Below are 21,374 nucleotides of genomic sequence, written 5' to 3'. Positions count from 1 at the left end.
AATCCTGGGGAGCGTTTTAGTTTGAGGAGCTAACTTATGGCAGAGAACCAGAACGCCGCAGATCAGGCATCGACGCTCAACGACGAGCGCGCCACCCGCCTGGCCAAGCGCGCCGCCCTGTTCGAGGCGGGCCAGAACCCCTATCCCGAGCACTCTGAGCTTGAGGACTACGTTGCCGATATCGAGGCTAAGTACGCCGAGCTTGCCGATGGCGAGGACACCGAGGACGTCGTGAAGATCGCCGGCCGTGTGGTCGCCAAGCGCGGTCAGGGCAAGATCATGTTCATCGTCGTACGCGATGCGACTGCCGAGATTCAGCTGTTCTGCCGCATCAACGACATGGACGAGGCTGCCTGGAATACGCTCAAGGCTCTCGACCTGGGCGACATCCTGGGCGTGACCGGCGTGGTCGTGCGCACCCAGCGCGGCCAGCTTTCCGTTGCCCCTAAGAGTGCGACCCTGCTTTCCAAGGCCGTTCGTCCGCTGCCCGAGAAGTTCCACGGTCTTTCCGACAAGGAGACCCGCTATCGCCAGCGCTATGTCGACCTGATCGCCAACGACGACGTTCGCGAGACCTTCCGTAAGCGTTCGCAGATTCTCTCCACGTTCCGTCGCTTTATGGAGTCCGACGGCTACATGGAGGTCGAGACCCCCATCTTGCAGACCATCCAGGGCGGCGCTACTGCCAAGCCGTTCATCACGCACTTCAACGCGCTCGATCAGGAGTGCTACCTGCGTATTGCCACCGAGCTGCACCTCAAGCGCTGCATTGTCGGTGGTTTTGAGCGCGTGTTCGAGATCGGCCGCATCTTCCGTAACGAGGGCATGGACCTTACCCACAACCCCGAGTTCACCACGATGGAGGCCTACCGTGCCTTCTCCGACCTCGAGGGCATGAAGGCGCTCGCCCAGGGTGTCATCAAGGCTGCCAACAAGGCCATCGGCAACCCCGAGGTCATCGAGTACCAGGGCCAGACCATCGACCTTTCTGGTGAGTGGGCCAGCCGTCCCATGACCGACATCGTCTCCGACGTGCTCGGCAAGCAGGTCACCATCGACACGCCGGTCGAGGAGCTTGCTGCCGCCGCGCGCGAGAAGGGCCTGGAGATCAAGCCCGAGTGGACTGCTGGCAAGATTATCGCCGAGATTTACGATGAGCTGGGCGAGGACACCATCGTCAACCCCACGTTCGTGTGCGATTACCCCATCGAGGTCAGCCCGCTTGCCAAGCGTTTTGAGGACGATCCGCGTCTGACCCACCGCTTTGAGCTGGTCATCGCAGGCCACGAGTACGCCAACGCATTTTCCGAGCTCAACGACCCGGTCGACCAGGCTGAGCGCTTTGCCGCCCAGATGGCCGAGAAGGCCGGCGGCGACGATGAGGCCATGGAGTATGACGAGGATTACGTGCGCGCCCTCGAGTACGGTATGCCTCCCGCGGGCGGCATCGGCATCGGCATCGACCGCGTGGTCATGCTGCTCACCAACCAGGCTTCTATCCGCGACGTGCTGCTGTTCCCGCACATGAAGCCCGAGAAGGGTTTCCAGTCCGGTGCCGCTGCCGCCAAGGCTGCCGAGGCCGGCAACGCCGCGAGCCCGTTCGTTAAGTCGCTTAAGCCCACGCTCGATTACTCCAAGATCGCCGTTGAGCCGCTGTTTGAGGAGTTCGTCGACTTCGATACCTTCTCCAAGAGCGATTTCCGCGCCGTGAAGGTCAAGGCATGCGAGGCCGTCAAGAAGTCCAAGAAGCTGCTGAACTTTACGCTCGACGACGGTACCGGTACCGACCGCACCATCCTCTCCGGTATTCACGCTTATTACGAGCCCGAGGACCTGGTCGGCAAGACCTTGCTCGCCATCACCAACCTGCCTCCGCGCAAGATGATGGGTATTCCCAGCTGCGGCATGCTGATCAGCGCTGTCCACGAGGAGGAGGGCGAGGAGCGCCTCAACCTGATCCAGCTCGACGCCTCCATCCCCGCTGGCGCAAAGATGTACTAACTAGTTACGCGGTTCTACGAACCGCGTAACGGCTCGACGCTGCGCGGGCCGCATTTGGACAATCTGACGTTCAACTTCAAGGGCGCGACCAGAAGGTCAGCGCCCTTTCGTTTCACGTCACCTTGTCTCAAATGCGGCCCGCTCGCTGACGTTGCCAATACATCGGCGTTGCCTTGGCCATCAATAGTCATTGGGGACGTTCTTAAACGACCACCCAACGGCTATTGAGCACATGGCTCGCATGGCAGCCGTCTCTTTTATGTTTCCTTTAGCCGTTGCTGCCTAGGATGGGGGTTAGTCGGTAGGAAGGGAGCGCCTGTATGGACGATGCGAGCGAGCGTGCAATCGAAGAGGACATGCTCGATCAGTTCAACTACTTTGATGATGAGGACGAGGAGCTGATCGACCGTCGCGAGCCAGCGCCGCTTGATTCCTTTGATCTGGTCGATGAAGAGGCTGATGAGGTTGAGGTCGGATCAGCGGAGCCCCCACAGCTTTCGCGCCATGATTCGTTGCTCTCAAGAGTCCCTCTGCACCACGGTGTTCGTGCCGGCGCCCTCCATATGAAAACCGACTGGTGCCAGATCGTGACGGCAGGCGATGAGCTTGCCGTCGATGCGCCGCTCACCGATAAGTCATCCATCATCTGCCGCACCGGCATGCTTATGCTGGCAAGCGGAACAGGTGCCTGGCGTGTGCGCGATACCATGAATCGTGTAGCCGCTGTACTCGGCGTCACGATTCACGTCGACCTGAGTCTCCTATCGTTTGAGTGCACCTGCATCGAAGATGGTCACTGCTTTAACGAGGTCGTCAGCCTACCCACAACGGGGGTCAATACTCATCGCATTTGGATGATGGAGAGTTTCTTAAAGGAAATCGAGATTTACGGGCGCCGGTTTACCGTGCACGAGTACCACGAGATGCTCAAGACCGTTGAAAGCTCAAAGCCCGATTACGCTCCCTGGCAACAGGGCCTTGCGGCAGCCTGTGCTTGCAGCGCCTTCGTCTTTTTGCTCGGCGGCGGCCCTATCGAGATGGCCTGTGCATTTGTGGGCGCTGGTGTTGGCAACTTTGCGCGCTCCCATATTCTCAAGCAGGGCCTTGGCCAGTTTAGCGCGCTGACGATCGGCGTTGCACTCGCTTGCGTCTCGTATCTGCTGGCATTGCTTGGCCTTGGCCAGGTCATACCGGGGGCAATGTCGCACCAAGAAGGCTATATCGGCGCCATGCTCTTTGTGATCCCCGGCTTTCCTCTCATTACGGCAGGCCTCGACATCGCTAAGCTCGACATGCGAAGCGGCATTGAGCGTCTTTCGTATGCTGTGTCGATTATTGTGATGGCGACCCTCGTAGGCTGGATGGTTGCCGAGTGTGTGGGGCTGGCGCCGGATGACTTTGCCCCGCTCGGCCTCTCACCGTTGGCTCTTACACTCTTGCGTATTGTGATGAGCTTCGTTGGCGTATTTGGCTTCTCGGTTATGTTCAACAGTCCGGTAAAGATGGCAGCGGCGGCAGGGCTCATCGGCGCCGTGTCTAATACCTTGCGCCTTACGCTCGTTGATGCGCCGACGCTGTTTCCCTTCCTGGGTCTGAGCGTGGGTATGCCTCCCGAGGCAGCAGCGTTTATCGGCGCGCTGGTATCGGGACTGCTCGCGAGCTTAGCCGAAATCAAGCTCACCTACCCACGCATCGCCCTCACGGTGCCGTCGATTGTCATTATGGTGCCGGGCTTGTATCTGTATCGCTCGATGTATTACATGTGCACCTTCGACACGGTCAATATGCTCGGCTGGTTTGTGCGTGCAGTGCTCATTGTGGCGTTTCTGCCCGTTGGCCTGGGTGTGGCGAGAACTCTCACCGACCCTCGCTGGCGCCACACCAGCTAATTGGCGCAAGTGAAACTGATCCGCATAACATGAACGTGGATAATCTCCCGTTTTTGGCCTGTTTACGGGCTCAAAACGGGAGATTATCCACGTTCATGGAATGGGTGTCCGAAAATCCACGCTCGTTGGGCCGATGCAGAAGCACCTGGCGATTCCTTTTTTGTAGACGTTGTCGCGCGGCTACGGGCAGGAAAGGTCCCAACGGTTAACATATACTCCATATGGGTAAAGAGACCAAAGCGCTGCCGCGGGGCGGCGCTTTGCGTTTGAAAAAACTAGCTCGTCTAAGAGGAACTAGCATGTTAGACCGTTTTACCGATCGCGCGCGCAAGGTCATGTCCATGGCCAAGCAAGAGGCGCTCGATCTTCATTCAAATAAGGTGGGTACCGAGCACCTGCTGCTCGCGCTTGCCAAGGAGGACGAGGGCATTGCCGCCGAGGCACTGCGTTCGCTCGACATCTCCTACGATGACATCATGGATACTCTCAAAGAGGTCCAGACCACGGTTCCCGAGCCCAGTGAGGAGACCGAGGCCGCTAAGCTCGCCTTTACGCCGCTCGTCATTAGCGTGATGGAGCGTTCATTCCGCGTGGCGCGTGAGAACAACCAGACCTACGTGTCGACCGAGCACTTGCTGATCGGCATCGTCGAAGAGGGCAACGGCATGGCCATGGACATCCTCATGCGCTTGGGTGTGTCGTCCGCCTCCATCAAAAAGGCTATCGAGAAACTCACCGCCAAGGACCAGGACAAGAAGCGTCCGCTCGCCGGCGCCGGTGCTGGTCGTCCCGGTGCGGGCCTGCCGTTCTTTAGCGGCTCGGATGCCTCGCAGCAAAAGGGGAGCGGCACCGACACGCTCAAGCAGTTCGCCACCAACCTCACGCAAAAGGCGCGCGACGGCGAGCTCGATCCCGTGATTGGCCGCGAAAAGGAAGTCCAGCGTATGATGGAGATCCTTTCGCGCCGCACCAAGAACAACCCGCTTATCCTGGGCGATCCCGGCGTGGGCAAGACGGCCATCGTCGAGGGCCTGGCGCAACAGATTGCTGCTGGCAATGTGCCCGAGAATCTTATGAACCAGAATATCTGGACGCTCGATCTGCCGGGTCTTGTCGCGGGTGCCAAGTATCGCGGTGAGTTTGAGGAGCGCCTCAAGAACGTGATCCAGGAGGCGACCGAAGCCGATGACGTCATCTTGTTTATCGACGAGATGCATACCATCATCGGTGCCGGTTCTGCCGAGGGTTCTATCGATGCGAGCTCTATGCTCAAGCCAGTGCTCGCACGCGGTGCTTTCCAGATCATCGGTGCCACCACGGCCGAGGAGTTCCGTAAGTACCTCACCAAGGATCCGGCCTTTGAGCGTCGCTTCCAGACCATCGATGTCGAGGAGCCGAGCGTCGAGGACACGGTCAAGATCCTGGCCGCGCTTAAGCCTCGCTACGAGGAGCACCACCATGTGCGCTATACGCAGGGTGCTATCGAGGCCGCCGCGAACCTTTCCAACCGCTACATCCAGGACCGCTTCCTGCCCGATAAGGCCATCGATCTCATCGACGAGGCCGGTGCCCGCGCTCGCATCGCCGCGAATCGCGCGCCCGAGCCGGTGCGCGAGGCCGAGCAGCGTATAGAGGAGCTCAAGGCCGCCGCGCAGGAGGCCACCGAGAGCGATGACATGAACAAGGCCGCCGAGATCACCGAGCAGCAGAAGGCCGCCGAGATTGAACTCGCCGAAGCCAAGGCCGCCTGGACCGCCGAGCTCGACGCCAGCCCGCTCACCATCGACGTGAGTCAGATCGCCGACATCGTGTCCGTGACCTCTGGCGTGCCGGTTTCCTCGCTCACCGAGAGCGAGAGCCGGCGCCTGCTGCAGACCGAAAGCGTGCTCAAGACGCGCATCATCGGTCAGGATGAGGCAGTCGAGGCCGTCGCCAAGGCCGTGCGCCGCAGCCGTTCGCCGCTCAAGGACCCGCGTCGCCCCGGCGGCAGCTTTATCTTCCTGGGTCCCACCGGCACGGGCAAGACCGAGCTCGCCAAGACGCTCGCCGAGTACCTCTTTGGCAGCAAGGACGCGCTCATCAGCTTCGACATGTCGGAGTTCGGCAGCGAGTTCGAGGTCTCCAAGCTCATCGGTAGCCCTCCGGGCTATGTGGGTCACGACGAGGGCGGCCAGCTCACCAAGGCCGTTCGTCGCCACCCGTACTCGGTCGTGCTGTTTGACGAAATCGAGAAGGCGCACCCCGATATCTTCAACATCCTGCTGCAGGTGCTGGAAGAGGGTCGTCTGACCGATAGCCAGGGCAAGACGGTCGACTTCCGCAACACCGTGATCATCATGACGTCCAACGTGGGCGCCCGCGAAATCGCGCAGGATGCAAGCGTTGGCTTTGGCACCACCGGCGAGCAGGGCCTCACCTCGAGTGAGATCCGCGGCCGCGCGATGGGCGAGCTCAAGCGCCTGTTCCGCCCCGAGCTGCTCAACCGCATCGACGACATCGTGGTGTTCCAGAAGCTCTCGGGCGAGAACCTGACCAAGATCGCTCACCTGCTGGTGGACGATCTGCGCCAGCGCCTGATTGCCAACGGCATGAACATCAAGCTCACCGATGCGGCCTATGACAAGATCGTGGCCGAGGGCACCGACCTCACCAACGGTGCGCGCCCGCTGCGCCGTGCTATTCAAAAGCTCATCGAGGACCCGCTGTCCGAGGAGCTTCTGGCCGGCGAGTGGGGCGAGGGCGATACCGTCCTGTGCGACGTGGCCGATGGCAAGTTTGTCTTTAGCCACGGCACGGGCGAGATCCCAGCGCCGCGTCCGGCGGGCACGCTCGGTGGCGATACCGCCCCGGCGGCACCGCACACCGGCAACGCCGCGCCCGTGAGCGGCGGCGTGACCTCGGGTCCCGGCGGCATGATGCAAGCCGGTTCCGGCGCGCTGTAGGGATTGACTATAACCTTGCATGACGGGGCGTTCCCGATGAGGGAGCGCCCCTTTTCTTGTAGAGAAGAGTTTCCGGTAACGATAAAATAATTGAATAAGATCTGCTGGATGGCAAAAGGAGTTACTATGGCGAATAGCGCTCAAAGAATTGAGATGTCGTTCGATAACATGAGAAAAATCGGAATGGTTCTTTGTGCCATGCTGGTACTTATAGCCATCGCTACTATCGCCGTCTTTGGTTCGGCATTTATTGTTGCATGCCATAGCATTTTGAATGGCGCAGTGGTAATCGAGGGGGTCGTTGAGCTTGGTGAGGGCGGCAGCATCGCGATTCCAAACTTGGCGCTATGGGCGGTTTTGCTCCTTGCAGGGGAGTTTACATTGTTAAGCATCAGCTTCGATGTCGCCCGTCGTCAATCGCCTTTTACTATTCGACATGCACGGATGATTGCCGTTATTGCTTGCCTATTTGCAATTAATGCTGTGATGGGCTCCCTGCAGATTGGCAGCGATTTAAAAATAATGATGGGCAATTGTATGTTGAGCTGTCGTATGAATTCCGCTCTCCTTCAGATTGGTGACTCAGGCATCACGTTGGATGTGGGATCCATCATTGCAATGATGGTTGCTTTCGCTTTGTCGATCTTCTGGCGCTATGGGGCGCTTTTGCAGTCCCAGTCCGATGATTTGGTCTAGGTGATTGACCATGGATTATCTCATTATTGAGGTTGAGACACTTTTGCTCAAGACCGGGAAAACAAATGCCGATCTAATAAGAGCGACTGGGCATACGCCAGCTAACATTTCTAAAATCCGTAATGCGAAAATTAAGGCTATACGCTTGAAGACATTGCTCGATATCTGTGTTGAGTTGGATTGTCAGCCGGGAGATTTGATCCGTCGCGTGAGTGAAATAGAACTTGAGGAACTTACCATCGCGCGTGCGCGGAATAAGATTTTGCAAAGACGCAATCCCGACCCCTCCGAGATATTGCCCACAGAGGTTTACGTAGTAGATCTTTCTAAGGAATAACAAAACAGAATAAGAAGACAAGAAGACAAACACGTATGCATGCAAGGCTCCTACCGCAAACGATCGGTAGGAGCCTTAATTTATTTGAAAATAGTTCTTGAAATCATAAGATTATCGTTATACGATAACGAAGTATTAAAACAGACGATAAATCGAAAGGAGGTAATTATGAACTGGGTAATCGATCCGTGTAGCAACGTGCAGGGTGGCGGTGGTGGCGCCGCAATTACCACCCGTGTTCGCGCTGTAGTTGTTTTGGCGTATATGTTCATTTCTAGCAACGCGAACGTTAATGCTGGTTAAGACAGCAGAGGGTAAGCAGCGTGGTCGATAACTGCCATCCGTCGGCCGCGCTGCCTTTTTTAATGAGGTTCATGAGACATGGGTAATGCGATTTCAATCAAGGATCTATCAAAGCGCTACGGCAAAAACTGGGCGTTGTCTGATGTTTCATTTGATATAGATGAGGGCGAAGTGTGTGCTCTCGTTGGGGAGAACGGCGCGGGGAAGAGTACGTTGATTGATATTCTTCTTGGCTTGCTTAAAGCAACGAAAGGTTCAATCAGTTTTTTCGGCGAGTCTGGGAGAGCAGGTCTGGCAAGAGCACGCAGAAAAATCGGATTTGTCCCCGACGGCTGTGGGGCATTCTTGAACTTAACCGGTCGAGAAAACTTGATCTCACGCTGTATCGAGTGGGGGCTGCCGAAAAGTGAAGTTAATCGAGTGCTCGCTGCCGTTGGCCTAGAAAATGCGGCGGATGCATCGGTAAAACAATACTCGCTCGGCATGAAGCGTCGCCTGGATATCGGAACGGCTCTTCTGGGCAACCCGCAACTACTCATCATGGATGAACCCATAAACGGGCTCGATCCAGTGGGTGTGATTGAGGTGCGTGATCTCCTGCTGTCGTTGAAGGACAAACGGGATATAACGGTGCTCATTTCAAGTCATAACTTAGATGAATTGGAGAAAGTTGCGACATCTTTTGCTTTTCTCCATCAAGGCAGACTTCTCGTTAAGGAAGAGAACTCCTACAAAGACAGAAGTCTGGAAAAGCGGTTTTTGGACTTGATCGGGGAGGCAGATAATGCAACTTCTGCGACTGATTAGATGCGAAGCGCGTCGGTTGCTCAGAAATCCAGCCTTTTTCGTGTTGTTGATCTGGGGAATTTGGATTGTTAAAGATGTCTGTAATCCAAATATGTATGGGACTTATGGAACATCTGATTTAGGGGGAGTCGGCAAACAGATTGGTTTCTTTGCAAACATCCTCGACGAGACTGACCCGGCTGGTTCGGCGGTTCGGACGGCACTATTCATGACCTACGAGTGGTTTTTCGTTCTAGTCGGATGCATTGTTATTTCCTGCGCCATGGATTATCAAAGCAGGTCTTCTGAAGTGACGTATGCAAAAGGGACGGGTGTAGCAAAGGCCGTTGTCGCAAAGTGGCTTGTTCTGACGATTGCAACTTCAACAGCGTTCAACCTGTTTTCGGGATTCACTCTCTTCAAATCTCCGCTTGGCTGCTATGTGGATGGGCGAGTGTTTCTTGATAGATACCTGCCCGTGTTGCTTTTGATTGATGCTATTTTGGCTGCATTAGTAGCTCAGTCGATGGCAGTTTTCTATTTACTTAGAAATGCACCGCTTAGCATTATGTTGGTGTTGGTCGGGACGCTGCTCGCCTCCGATGAATATACGCTGGTGGTCTTTTCCAATCACGCATCGACGCAAATTCCCTGGTGGCTCTCAGTCGGACCATACTTACGCCATCTTGGAAATCTGTGCTTTCAAGGCCTAGCCATTAATCAGATCATTCTTTTCTCTGTTATTTGCACCGTTGTTTCGTTGCAGCTCGGGGTCATGGGAATCAAAGCGAGGAGGGGGTAGAAATGCGCTGCGAAGATATGATTAAGGCTGAAGCCTATCGAGTTATGAAGAGCAAAGCGCCTCTTCTGCTGATTGCGGCAGGTTTCGTGCTCGCACTGCTTTATTCTGTGTCTTATGAACCATGGAGAGCCTACGGAACGAGCGATTGGCTTGGCGACGGTGTTATGGGCTTCTTCCCAAACCCACAATATGGTTTTGTGGGAATTCCGGGAGACCTCGTTAAAGGCGGAGCTCGCTACCTTTCCGCTGTGGCACCGCTTGCCCATTCTCTGTTCTTTCCTATTGTTGCTGTTCTCGTCATCGGCTATGCGTTTCGAACTCCGATAACGGGATCTCAATGGCTTGTTTCCTATGCAAGGGGAATGAAAACAGTACAGTTGTTGGTTGCAAGGACTCTTGTCTCGATTGTCACGCTTGTCGGTGGTTTTGTTCTCTTTTCGATACTCGTTGGTGTGGTCCAAAGCGCGAGTGGCATAGGAATGACGATGGATATGATCGGAGAGTTTCTTCTTCGACTGTCTCTTGCTGCCTTGATTTGCACAACGTTATGCCTGCTGCTCGTCCTGGCCATCTCGCTCTTTGGAAATGGCGCGTTTGTTCTATCGTTCATCATCCTGCTGCTTTATTTGGGGTACGGGAATCCAAATATGCCACTGCACTTGACATGGCTGGCGACCCTTGCGTCTCCGCGACCAATTCAATTCATCGTGCCGGGGACGTTGCTGTTTGTAGCGCTGGCAACAGTCGTTCCCATTGTCATCCTCGGACTTTGTTGGGCTATCAAGGGTGCTATCAGAAAACGGAGCATATAAATGAAAGAGTCTGAATTTAACGTTATTGAAGAGAATGATGTGAACGGTATCACTATCTACAATACCCAGTCTGGTGGCGTTCTCGACCTTGACGCTGCGCACACGAATGAGCTGAATTTATATCGCAAGGGTGCCGCCGCCTTGGATGGTGATTTCGAAGAGGCCCTTAAGATGGGTGGCATGTTGGTAGATGACGATGTTGACGAGCGGCGAATGTTGATGCTTGAGAGCTTGTCGGCAAGGTTTGCAAATGACTATTTAGGACTGACGATTGCTCCAACGCTGGCATGCAATTTTAGGTGTCCCTACTGCTATGAAAAAGGCTGCTCGCACCCCACTATGTCAGAAGAGACAATGACGGATATCGCAGAATTCGTGCGTTCCGGCTATTCCGGGATCAACGATCTTCACGTTGACTGGTATGGAGGCGAACCCCTACTCTGTGTGGACATGATCGAGCGACTGACAAAAGAACTGAGAGGGGCGATTAGGCAAGGCGCTACTTATTCTGCCGGAATGGTAACGAACGGATATCTCCTGACGCGAGAAATTGCTCAGAAGCTTGCTGATTGTCAGATCGGTTCGGTTCAAATCACTATTGATGGCTCAAAGAGGGATCATGATTCGCGGAGGGTCCCGGCCGACGGTCGTCCGACATATGATGCCATTATCGACAATATAATCTCATGTGCCGATGTTCTTCAGATTACCATTCGCGTGAATGTCGATGAGTCCAATAGCAAAGAGGTCGATGCGTTGATTGACGAGCTTGACGCTAAAGGGCTTCGCGGTAAAGTCGCGATTTATCTTGCTGCGGTCGACAATGTTAACGATACTTGCTCAAATGACATTCATTGTTTTTCTCAGCGTGGATTCTCTCAAGTTGAAACGTTCTTTATGGATAAAGCTAGCGAGCGCGGATTCAACGTTATTCCGTTTACGCCGTATGAACCAGGCGTCTGCTGTGCGGTTTCCCTTAATTCGTTTGTCATCGATCCGCTTGGTAGACTTTTTAAATGTTGGGATGAGGTTGGCAAGGGCGAGTGCGCCGTTGGAAATGTTCGAGAAGGTGTGAAAGCTAATTCGAACTATTTGAAATGGATGGAGTATTTACCAAACGACCCAGTATGTGGCGAGTGTGTAATGTTTCCGGCTTGTATGGGCGGATGTCCCCACGCCGCGATGGAGGGCCAGAGAAAATGCGCGAGCGTTAAATTCAATGCCAGGCAGAGAATGCGGTTGGCTTGTAATTATCAATATTCGCATGAGGCAAATCACGATGTTTAGATTTTGGAAGATATATCTCCTCCATAAGCCAAGGCTTTATGTCTATCTGCTTCTCGATGTCTTGTCTCAGCTGTGCAGCCTTGCTGAACCATATTTGTTGGGACTGACTGTAAATGTGCTGGCGACAAAAAATGTCCTCGGTATTAGTTTGCGGACGCTAGCCTTATGTATTTTCGCGATTGGCGTGGTCGCCATTGTGGGGTCGGTGTTGGCCTATTGGACTTCCCTAATCTATGTCGACCTTCAAGCGCATGCGGGATATCAACTTAACGCTGACACACTTGAACACGTCAAGCGTTTGCCCCGGAAGTTTTTCATCGGATTTGATGCGGGCTATTATAATCAGCAAATCAATCACGATTCAAACGACCTCATAATATTCGGAATAACATCAGCGTCAAATATTATTGGCGGTGTTGCAACGATTATCTGTTCCTTGATTATGTTGATGAATATAAACATTGCGATGGCGATTGCCTGTCTAGCCTGCATCGTTACGGGGGCAGTAGTTTATCGATTGTTTAGCGGGCTGCTGTTCAATCGAGGCTTTGAGTTTCAAGAAAAGACTGCTGCTTTCTATGGGACTCTCCAGAGCCAGCTGGAGAGCGTCTCCTTTCTTCGTCGCCATTCATTATTCGATTTCTATTCCTTGAGGCTGCAGAAGGCTTTCGATGGTCTTTATCCGGCTATATTGGCTAACCAAAAAGCCGGATCACGGTTCGAACTTGCGAATCAGTTGATTTTTTCCTTTGCGCAGTTCTGTTTGCTCGCGATTGGAGGCTGTGAGATTGTCGCAGGTAAAATGCCGGTTGGTTTTCTGCTGACGGCATTGAGCTATTATTCGAGCGCCAATTCTGCTCTGGTGAACTTGCTTTCTTGGGGCAAAAGCTACCAAGCGAGCAAGGTGAGCGCCCAACGCCTTGAGCGCCTTTGGGCAATGGATGAAGAGGCGAACGGTTCTGTCCGCATTGGTTCTCCTGTTTCACTTGTGTGCAAGGGCCTGTCGATTTGTCGCCCTGATACCGATCGAATCATAGATTATCCAGAGCTCATCTCGCTTAATCGAGGAGTCTTATACGGCGTGTCGGGCGCAAACGGAAGCGGGAAAAGCACGCTTCTCGATGGCATAGCTGGTCTATATCCCGATGATTGCGTTGGGACTATTGCTTATGACGAGGTTGATTTGAGCCAGATTGATTCTATTAATCTACGCTCGTATGTCGTTGGTATTGCCGAGCAAGAACCTGATATCGTTAACGGAACACTCAGAGAGAATCTGACGCTACTCGCGGGCGATAATTGTCCAATTCTTGAAGTCGGGCGACTTGTAGACCAGTTTGGTCTGACCAAACTGGTCTCAACACTTCCCAATGGTCTTGATGGGGTGCTGGACGAGCAAAACCATAATATATCGGGTGGTGAGAAGCAGAAGATTGCGATTATTCGTGTATTGCTCAAGGACTCGCCCGTCATGTTATTCGATGAACCGACGTCGGCGCTTGACGGAGCGAGTAGGTCAGCGTTCATTGATATTCTGCAACAGAAGAAAGAAGATCATATAGTGGTTGTTGTCTCGCATGATCCCGAGTTGCTTGAGGCTTGCGACGAAGTGATTGAACTGTAAAAGCTTGTGCATGGCGCTTCGTAGCGGGGCTCATTGCCTGTGGATAGCGAATTGCAGCTGATGTGGGCAGTTATCCCAAACATGTATCAGCTTATTTCATTGACTAATCCCACAACGGCAAAACCGGTCAAACGAACGCTTCAGTACTGAGGCGTCTGTCTGTCTGACAAATTGCTATACTTAATTAATGAAAGCGTATAGCAAAAGGAGCCAACATGTCTATGTCGATACTAGACTCACGGCCAGTTCAGATGAACGTGCGTATAGATCGCCAGCTCAAAGAGGCGGGAGACGCCGTCCTGACTCATATTGGCATGACGCCGTCACAAGCCGTTCGGACACTTTGGGAGTATCTGGTCGTTAACGGACGCATGCCCTCGAAGGGAGACGCGGCGGCTCCGGTTTCTGACGGAGTGGAGCCCCGGCGCATGGAGTCAAGGGCCGCGCAAGGCAGCCATATCGTTCGCGATTCGTGCCTCAAATACGGCATCCCCATCCCTGAGTTCTCGGGAGACTATGACGACCTCTATGAGGAGGCCATGGCGGAGCGCTATCCCGAGTGGGTGGAACTATGAGCACAGAAGGCGTCCTCAAGCTGTTAATCGATACCAAAGTATGGATGGATTATTTTTCTGGCAGGTCCGACCGTACGGCAAATGTCGTCCATCTGATCGAGATTGCCGACGCCTCGGAGCGGATTGCCCTGTTTGCCTCGTCGCTTTCGGTCAAAGACGTGTCATATCTTGTCTCGGCGGCAATCAAGCAGGAGTGCCGAAGAAAGACTGGCTCACTGAGCGCTAACGCCATTGCGGCGGCAGACGAAACGGCCTGGGCATGCGTTCGACAGATGCGCGAGCTAGCCATCATCGCCCCGGTCGGTGCAGACGAGGTCTTCGACTCCTTTGTGTTCAAGTACCACCACAATGACTTTGAGGACGACCTGATGCTGGGCGTCGCCAATCGCATTGATGCCGATTACGTCGTGACGGGGGATAAAGACCTTATCAAACATACCAATGGCGTATGCATTGACGTTTACCAAGCTCTGAAATTGGTCGGAGAGGGCAAAGGATCCTCGGCATGATACATCTGACCTGCTTTATCTTGATAAAGTGGCGTTTCCCCGCCGTTAGCCGATGATGCAAGGGCGCTCGGCGTTTTCGACTGGTTTATGCACGCAAAGTCTGGGAATATACAAGTCGCATGTCTTACTGTCTAACCAGTTGCGCCAAGGAGGCACCATGGACTACAAGATTACCGGCTACGAGCCCGCCCAGCTGTTCCATTTCTTTGAAGAGGTCAGCGCGATTCCCCGTGGGTCTGGCAACGAGAAGGGCATCAGCGATTTCCTGGTCGCGTTTGCCAAGGAGCGCGGTCTCGATGTGTACCAGGACGAGGTCTACAACGTCATCATTCGCAAGCCCGCTTCTGCCGGCGCCGAGAATGCTCCGACCGTGATGCTGCAGGGTCACATCGACATGGTGTGCGACAAGCTGGGTTCCGTCGAGCACGACTTTACGACCGACGGTATCGACCTGGTCGTCAAGGACGGCGTCCTCACCGCTAACGGCACCACCCTGGGCGCCGACAACGGTATCGCCGTCGCTCTGATGCTCACTGTTCTCGATGACGATTCGATCGTTCACCCCGCCCTCGAGTGCGTATTCACCACCGACGAGGAGACTGGCCTGGTCGGCGCCGAGACGCTCGACAAGTCCCAGATTAGCGCCCGCACCATGATTAACCTTGACTCCGAGGAAGAGGGCGTTGCCACCGTCAGCTGCGCCGGCGGCGTCGTCGTTACCTACACCTGCCCCATCGCGCGCGAGCACAAGACCGGTAGCACCCTCACGCTCGACATCTCCGGCCTGCTGGGCGGCCACTCCGGCAGCGATATCAACCTGGAGCGCGGCAACGGCAACCTCATCATGGCCCGCATCATCGACCGCCTGATGGTTGCCGGCGAGCCCGCCATCGTGAGCTTTAACGGCGGCACCAAGGACAACGCCATCAACCGTGAGTGCAAGGCTGTTCTGGTCTATGCCGACCACGCTGCCGCCGAGGCCGCGGCCCAGATCGCAAAGGACATCATCGCCGACGTCACTGCCGAGCTCGAGGTCTTCGACCCCGGCTTTACCTGCACCGTCGAGATTGCCGACGACGCCGAGGTCGAGGCCATGGACCAGAAGTCCGCGCTTGCCCTCATCCGCGCCCTGCGTCTTGCCCCTAACGGCGTGATTCGCCGCAACGTCGCCACCGACGGCTCCGTCGAGGTTTCCTCCAACATCGGTGTGGTTGCCACCTCTGACGACGAGGTTAAGATCATGCTTTCCCCGCGCTCCTCGATCACCTCGCTGCAGAACGAGTTCAAGGATCGTTTGCAGACGCTTGCCGATGTCCTGGGCTTCGACGCCAAGTTTGAGTTCGAGTATCCCGGCTGGAGCTATGCCGAGCATTCGCCGGTCCGCGACGTCTTTGTCGAGAGCTATCGCGAGCTCTTTGGCTCCGAGCTGCGCATCGAGTCCATTCACGCCGGCCTTGAGTGCGGCCTGTTTGCCGAGGCCCTGCACGGCCTGGACGCCATCGCCGTGGGCCCGACGCTCTCCGATGTCCACACCCCGGACGAGAGCATGGAGCTCGCTTCTGCCGAGCGCTTCTACGAGCTGCTCATCGACGTGCTCAAGCGCCTCGCCGCGTAAAGGTTGCGCTAGCAGCAGTCCGAGCCACGTGCTAGCGGATTGCAAATGACATTACGAGAGGGGGTACCCGGTCTTTTGCGACAGGTGTCCCCTCTCTTCTTTTAAGAAATGGGAAATTGATTGGCGTCTAGCCCATATCCGCCCTGATGAGGTCGAGGGTTCGCTGGCAGTTTTCGCGGACGGGGCCGAGCATATGATCGCGCAGGTCCGCCATGCCGGGCAGGTCGGCGTATTCGTCCATGACCTCTTCCATGCAAATGGGTACCTCGTAGGCGAGGTCCATCATGGTCGCAAAGCAAAACTTCTCGGATAGCCCGGCATCGGTGAGCGCCGTCTCCAGCGCGGGGTCGCCCATACCGTGGTATCGGCGGATAGCACCTGGACCGATGCGCCCCACACGATTTTCGCCGCCAACGCTCATAGCAAGGCGTGCCCGACGTCGCATGCTCTCATACGCCAAGCCCGATGCGACATCGTACATGGGTGCGAGTGCCGCGTTTGTGCCTTTGCCTAGGATGAGCGAGTAGTTTTTAGCGTGTGCGTCAGGCGCTCCGATAATGGCGTTATAGAACAACATATAGGTAAAAAGCACAAGATTCATGTGGTGGGGGACTGTGTTAATCAGTCGTTCTTGGATGTCTCGTGTAGTCGGTCCTCCGTCGGCGGTGTATTTCTGGCTTGGCAATACACCGAGCGCCTGGCAAAAGTCCTCCTGATGCAGCCTTTCGATACTTCCGCTGTTATTGACCATTCTGTCGTACCGTTCAACGACGAGTGCGGCTTCGTCTTCAAATGTGCAATAGGAGACGTTGGCAGTTGGAATGCCAACACGCCGAGCCGTTTTCATGCAGACGAATTCGTTTAAGGCCTGATGTTTGAACCCGACGACACCATTTTTGAAGATATGGGTAGTGGGGGATGACCCTAGACATTCGTACCATTGGCCATCATGCCAAGCTAGTGCAAATTTGCCTTGGTTGCCGCCCAGGGACCAGCTTTCGTTGGAGCCCATCCATGTCTCTCTTTCGTCATCGCGAATTGCTTTAAGCTTGTGAGCGATTTGAGAATTGGTAAGCGGGCGGTATGCGGAGACCCTGCCACGGACGGCGTCTAATTGATCGGCTCGACAAAACTGAACGGCCCCCGCGCAGTCAAGACCGATATGGCACAAGAGGGCGACGGGGTTGTTAGATGCAACATCATGCTCGGTGGCAATGGCGCGACGCTGCTCTTGACTGTCGGGCAAAAGGCCAAATAGGAACGGGCGGACGATGTTATGGCCATACGTGCGATTGGAAAGCGGCATTGTTAGCGATAGCGGTGCCCCGCGATAGGTTGGGGCGTATACAAAGCTGCAGAGTCCATGCTCGTCTTGCCGGAGAGTGCCTGCGATTTCGCCACAAATGAGGGTCGCAAGCTCCATTTCTGCCATTTATTTCACAACCTTACAGCCAAAGGAGAGGTCTGAAGTGTCGGTAAGGCCTTGCTCGGCTGCGATTTGGGCCAGCAAGGCACCATAGGAAGATGGCGCTCCTTGTCGAGCGGGTCGTCTGCCTACGCTTGGCTTTGGCAGGGCATTCGAGTTCGCGATAGGGAGGTCCGCTATCGTCGTTGAATGTTCGGAGGGCGATGCGATGGAGTCGTTATCGCTTTGCGCAAAGAGGCCTATGCCGAGTGCGTTAAAGACAGTCAGCAACTTGTCGAGCCGAATACCCGTGGCGTCTCCTAGCTCGAGCGATGCGAGCAGGCGCTCCGAAACACCGGCTTTTTTAGCGAGGGCGGCACGGGTGAGACCCTGAGCCTCGCGTGCCTGACGCACATAGATGCCAGCTTGCCGCGGTGTGGTGATGGGAAGGGTATCCATGGCGATCTCCTAACGTGCAGACTTTTGCATATCAGTATGACATGCAAAAGCCTGCACGAAAAGGTATTATGCAAAACTCTGCATGAGGCCTCTACATTGACGTTGAGCTTATGAGAGGCGTTTTTTATATCGCGAGAATCCCCAGATGCTCAAGCAAGATCTTAAGTCCGATGAGGATGAGCACGATGCCGCCCACGATGGTGGCAGGTTTTTCGTAGCGCGCGCCAAAGGTGTGGCCGATCGCTACGCCGGCGACGGAGAAGATAAACGTTGTGACACCGATAAGCGATACAGCGGGAACGATGTCGACCGAAAGCGCGGCGAACGAGATGCCCACGGCCAGGGCGTCGATTGAGGTGGCGATGGCAAGGATTAGGTACTCGCCCAGGTCAATCCTCTCGGCATCCTTGCCGTCGCCTTCATCCTCGTCCTCGGTAAAAGCCTCCCACAGCATTTTGCCGCCGATGAAGGCCAAAAGGATAAAGGCGATCCAATGGTCGATGGGTCCGATGATGCCCATGAATTGACTGCCGAGCGCCCATCCGATTACGGGCATGCCGGCCTGAAAGCCGCCAAAGAACAGGCCGAGCACCACAGCGACTTTAAGGTTGATCTTCTTCATGCCAAGGCCCTTGCAGATGGATACGGCAAAGGCATCCATCGAAAGGCCAACGGCGAGCAGTACGAGCTCTGCGAGTCCCATAGTCTGGCTCCCTCTCTGCGGGCGGGCCCGCGTGTACCTCTTGGGGGAGTAACAAAAAAGACCCGTGGCGTACGCGTTGCGCGCACAGCCACGAGTCTCGTTCATTAAGGCAAGCCAGGCCGCATCGGCCAGTGTGTTGACTTGCCGCGCCACCGGAGGCGAACCCGATCACGCGACTACTCCCTCATTTATGCGAATCCCGATGCTACCACATAAGCAGCTCATTTGGATTGGGGCTCTCAGCTGTGTTCGCTCATTCTGTAAGCATCGGATTTTGCGGGCGTCACAGAGTCAAACCGTGAGAAACTTATTGACGTTTATGGAGCGTATACGATGGGAGCGATGCCTTGGATAAGAACGAGCTGCAAAAGCGTATGGAACAGGCCATCCGCCTGACGGCACCTGGCCAGCCGATCCGCACCGCCCTCGACATGATCATCGCCGGTCACCTGGGCGCTCTTATTTGCGTCGGCGACACCGAAAACGTGCTCGCTGCTGGTAACGACGGCTTCCCGCTCAACATTTCGTTTACCTCGAACCGCCTGTTCGAGCTTTCCAAGATGGACGGCGCCATCGTCATCGACGGCGACCTTACCCAGATCCTGCGCGCCAACTTCCACCTCAATCCCGATCCCTCGCTTGCCACGAGTGAGACGGGCATGCGTCACCGCACCGCCGCCCGCATGTCGGTGCTCACGGATGCCATCGTGATCTCGGTCTCGGCCCGTCGTGCCGTCGTCAACGTGTACGTCCACGGTAAGAGCTACGAGATCCAGCCCGTCACCACCATCATGAGCTCGGTCAACCAGCTCGTCGCCACGCTCCAGACTACTCGTCAGTCGCTCGACCGCTCCCTGCTGCGCCTGACGGCCCTCGAGCTCGACGACTACGTTACGCTCGCCGACATTACCGGGATTTTCTCGAGCTTCGAGATCATGCAGCAGGCAAAGACCGAACTTAAGGATTGCATTGTCAAGCTGGGCAACCAGGGCAAGCTCGTGCAGATGCAGCTCGAGCAGCTCGCCGGCTCCAGCATGGATACCGAGTACGACCTGATGATTCGCGACTATGCGAGCGATTCCTCCGAGGCCAATGCCGAAAAGATCCGCGCCAACCTGAGCCGTATGACGCCCAAGGACTTGTCCGACCCGCAGCATGTGGCGGCGGTTCTGGGTTACGACGACCTGGACGAGGACTCCGTCATGACGCCACTGGGCCTGCGCACGCTTTCGCGCGTGTCCGTCGTGCGCGACGGCGTGGCCGAGAAGATCGTCGACGAGTACGGCTCGTTGCAGGAGCTCATGGACGACATCAGCGAGGATCCGGAGCGCCTGGGCGACTTTGGCGTCAACAACCCTGCCATTCTTGCGGACTCGCTGTACCGCATGAAGGGCACCAAACAGGGGAACGCATAATGGCGCCCGTATGCGCCGTGGTCGTTGCCGGCGGCAGCGGCCAGCGCTTTGGAAATCCCGGCGGCAAGCAGCTCGTTAACGTGGCGGGCCGTCCGCTCATGAGCTGGTCCATCCGCGCGTTTGATCGTAGCGACAAGGTCGGCCACATCGTGGTGGTGTGTCCTGCCGAGCGCCGTGCCGAGATGCGCCGCCTGGCCATCGATCCGTTTGACTATGACACGCCCATCAGCTTCGCCGATGCCGGCGATACCCGTCAGGATTCCACCCGTGCCGGCGTGCATGCGGTTCCGGCGGGTTTCGAATATGTCGCCATCCACGACGGCGCCCGTCCGCTCATCACGACAGAGGCCATCGATCATGCGATCGACGTGCTTGTGGGCGACCGCTCGCTCGACGGTGTCGTATGCGGTCAGCCCGCGATCGACACGCTCAAGATCGTCGACGGCGACAATATCGTCGAGACGCCGCCGCGTGAGCTCTACTGGGCCGCGCAGACACCGCAGATCTTTAGCGTCGACGCCATGAAGCGCGCCCACACCGCAGCTATCGCCGAGGGCTTTATCGGTACCGATGATTCGTCGCTGGTCGAGCGCATGGGTGGGCGCGTCCGCTGCGTCCAGAGCCCGCGCGACAACCTTAAGGTGACGGTGCCCGAGGACCTGCGTCCCGTAACCGCGATTCTGCTCGGTCGCATGGCCGAGGGAGAGGACCTTCCCCATGTTCAGTAACCTGCGCATTGGCCATGGCTACGACGTTCACCGTCTGGTGGAGGGGCGTCGATGTATCATCGGCGGTGTCGACATTCCCTACGAGCGCGGCCTGCTGGGCCACTCGGATGCCGATGTGCTCGCGCACGCCTTGGCCGACGCTATTCTGGGAGCCTGCCGCGGGGGAGACATCGGCAAGCTATTCCCCGACACCGATCCCGCCTACGAGGGTGCCGATTCGATGGTGCTGCTCGCTCGCGTGATGGACTATGTGCGCGAGCTGGGCTTTGAGTTTGTCGATGCCGATTGCACCATTGCCTGTCAGCAACCTAAGATCACCCCGCACCGCGATGCCATGCGCGCCAACCTTGCCCATGCCCTGGGCGTTGACGTCGAAAACGTGGGCGTCGCCGCCACTACGACCGAAAAGCTCGGTTGGGAAGGCCAGGGCGAGGGAATAGGCGCCTGGGCCGTCTGCCTGCTACAGAAAACCGTTAAGGAGTAACG

The 21,374-nt window shown here is 55.9% G+C and carries 20 protein-coding genes; 17 read left to right on the top strand and 3 right to left on the bottom strand.

What is annotated here, in order from left to right; translation table 11 throughout:
• Nucleotides 1-36: 36 nt before the first annotated feature.
• The 14 genes from lysS to DXC99_RS03475 all read left to right on the top strand — a co-directional run bounded on the left by lysS (nucleotide 37) and on the right by DXC99_RS03475 (nucleotide 16,178).
• The gene (gene lysS / locus DXC99_RS03535; protein WP_117629265.1) at nucleotides 37-2,001 is read left to right on the top strand and encodes a lysine--tRNA ligase; all 1,965 of its coding nucleotides are present in this window, start codon (nucleotides 37-39) and stop codon (nucleotides 1,999-2,001) included.
• 320 nt (nucleotides 2,002-2,321) lie between these two features.
• Nucleotides 2,322-3,890 carry a threonine/serine exporter ThrE family protein gene (locus DXC99_RS03530; RefSeq protein WP_199408860.1) on the top strand — a complete coding sequence of 523 codons (1,569 nt, stop codon included), beginning with the start codon at nucleotides 2,322-2,324 and terminating at the stop codon, nucleotides 3,888-3,890.
• Nucleotides 3,891-4,189: 299 nt separating this feature from the next.
• Complete coding sequence (locus DXC99_RS03525; protein WP_117629264.1) at nucleotides 4,190-6,832, top strand: ATP-dependent Clp protease ATP-binding subunit; 2,643 nt, start codon at nucleotides 4,190-4,192, stop codon at nucleotides 6,830-6,832.
• Nucleotides 6,833-6,958: 126 nt separating this feature from the next.
• A complete protein-coding gene (locus tag DXC99_RS03520) occupies nucleotides 6,959-7,528 on the top strand; it encodes a hypothetical protein (protein WP_117629263.1) in 570 nt (189 codons plus the stop codon).
• A 10-nt stretch (nucleotides 7,529-7,538) separates the two neighbouring features.
• Nucleotides 7,539-7,865: a helix-turn-helix transcriptional regulator gene (locus DXC99_RS03515; protein WP_117629262.1), complete on the top strand. Its 327-nt coding sequence runs from the start codon at nucleotides 7,539-7,541 to the stop codon at nucleotides 7,863-7,865.
• A gap of 168 nt (nucleotides 7,866-8,033) precedes the next feature.
• Nucleotides 8,034-8,168 (top strand): hypothetical protein, encoded by a 135-nt coding sequence (locus DXC99_RS10565; RefSeq protein ID WP_255413304.1) that lies wholly within the window; start codon nucleotides 8,034-8,036, stop codon nucleotides 8,166-8,168.
• Between the two features lie 78 nt (nucleotides 8,169-8,246).
• Nucleotides 8,247-8,975, top strand: coding sequence for an ABC transporter ATP-binding protein (locus tag DXC99_RS03510; RefSeq protein ID WP_117629261.1), 729 nt, complete (start codon nucleotides 8,247-8,249; stop codon nucleotides 8,973-8,975).
• The gene (locus tag DXC99_RS03505) at nucleotides 8,953-9,756 is read left to right on the top strand and encodes a hypothetical protein (RefSeq protein WP_147329327.1); all 804 of its coding nucleotides are present in this window, start codon (nucleotides 8,953-8,955) and stop codon (nucleotides 9,754-9,756) included. Before DXC99_RS03510 ends, DXC99_RS03505 begins: the two co-directional genes overlap by 23 nt.
• A gap of 2 nt (nucleotides 9,757-9,758) precedes the next feature.
• Nucleotides 9,759-10,568 carry a hypothetical protein gene (locus tag DXC99_RS03500; protein ID WP_117629259.1) on the top strand — a complete coding sequence of 270 codons (810 nt, stop codon included), beginning with the start codon at nucleotides 9,759-9,761 and terminating at the stop codon, nucleotides 10,566-10,568.
• Nucleotides 10,569-11,855, top strand: a complete 1,287-nt coding sequence (locus tag DXC99_RS03495) for a radical SAM protein (RefSeq protein ID WP_117629258.1) — start codon at nucleotides 10,569-10,571, stop codon at nucleotides 11,853-11,855.
• Nucleotides 11,848-13,479, top strand: a complete 1,632-nt coding sequence (locus DXC99_RS03490; RefSeq protein ID WP_158551630.1) for an ABC transporter ATP-binding protein — start codon at nucleotides 11,848-11,850, stop codon at nucleotides 13,477-13,479. The genes DXC99_RS03495 and DXC99_RS03490 overlap by 8 nt, the downstream gene beginning before the upstream one ends.
• 215 nt (nucleotides 13,480-13,694) lie before the next feature.
• Complete coding sequence (locus DXC99_RS03485) at nucleotides 13,695-14,054, top strand: type II toxin-antitoxin system RelB/DinJ family antitoxin (RefSeq protein WP_199408859.1); 360 nt, start codon at nucleotides 13,695-13,697, stop codon at nucleotides 14,052-14,054.
• The gene (locus DXC99_RS03480) at nucleotides 14,051-14,563 is read left to right on the top strand and encodes a PIN domain-containing protein (protein WP_117629256.1); all 513 of its coding nucleotides are present in this window, start codon (nucleotides 14,051-14,053) and stop codon (nucleotides 14,561-14,563) included. Before DXC99_RS03485 ends, DXC99_RS03480 begins: the two co-directional genes overlap by 4 nt.
• 157 nt (nucleotides 14,564-14,720) lie before the next feature.
• A complete protein-coding gene (locus DXC99_RS03475) occupies nucleotides 14,721-16,178 on the top strand; it encodes an aminoacyl-histidine dipeptidase (RefSeq protein ID WP_117629255.1) in 1,458 nt (485 codons plus the stop codon).
• 127 nt (nucleotides 16,179-16,305) lie between these two features.
• On the opposite strand, the gene DXC99_RS03470 is transcribed toward DXC99_RS03475, so the two are convergent.
• The 3 genes from DXC99_RS03470 to DXC99_RS03460 form a co-directional block, all read right to left on the bottom strand.
• A complete protein-coding gene (locus tag DXC99_RS03470; RefSeq protein WP_117629254.1) occupies nucleotides 16,306-17,610 on the bottom strand; it encodes a type II toxin-antitoxin system HipA family toxin in 1,305 nt (434 codons plus the stop codon).
• The gene (locus DXC99_RS03465) at nucleotides 17,611-18,042 is read right to left on the bottom strand and encodes a helix-turn-helix domain-containing protein (RefSeq protein ID WP_117629253.1); all 432 of its coding nucleotides are present in this window, start codon (nucleotides 18,040-18,042) and stop codon (nucleotides 17,611-17,613) included. It lies immediately after the preceding gene.
• A gap of 124 nt (nucleotides 18,043-18,166) precedes the next feature.
• Entirely contained in the window at nucleotides 18,167-18,745 is a 579-nt protein-coding gene (locus DXC99_RS03460) for a manganese efflux pump MntP family protein (RefSeq protein ID WP_117629252.1), read from the bottom strand.
• Nucleotides 18,746-19,119: 374 nt separating this feature from the next.
• On the opposite strand from DXC99_RS03460, the gene disA reads away from it, so the two are divergent.
• From disA to ispF, 3 genes are read left to right on the top strand one after another with little or no spacing between them, the layout of a single operon-like run.
• The gene (disA, locus tag DXC99_RS03455) at nucleotides 19,120-20,160 is read left to right on the top strand and encodes a DNA integrity scanning diadenylate cyclase DisA (protein WP_369831362.1); all 1,041 of its coding nucleotides are present in this window, start codon (nucleotides 19,120-19,122) and stop codon (nucleotides 20,158-20,160) included.
• Nucleotides 20,160-20,888: a 2-C-methyl-D-erythritol 4-phosphate cytidylyltransferase gene (gene ispD, locus DXC99_RS03450; protein WP_117629251.1), complete on the top strand. Its 729-nt coding sequence runs from the start codon at nucleotides 20,160-20,162 to the stop codon at nucleotides 20,886-20,888. The genes disA and ispD overlap by 1 nt, the downstream gene beginning before the upstream one ends.
• On the top strand, nucleotides 20,878-21,372 hold the full coding sequence (ispF, locus tag DXC99_RS03445; RefSeq protein WP_117629250.1) for a 2-C-methyl-D-erythritol 2,4-cyclodiphosphate synthase: 495 nt from the start codon (nucleotides 20,878-20,880) through the stop codon (nucleotides 21,370-21,372). The genes ispD and ispF overlap by 11 nt, the downstream gene beginning before the upstream one ends.
• Nucleotides 21,373-21,374: the final 2 nt, after the last annotated feature.

The organism is Collinsella sp. TF10-11AT (assembly GCF_003437565.1).
Classification (GTDB): Bacteria; Actinomycetota; Coriobacteriia; order Coriobacteriales; family Coriobacteriaceae; genus Collinsella.
The sequence above is the reverse complement of the archived record's forward strand: the minus strand, read 5'-3'. Positions and strand labels throughout refer to the sequence as shown.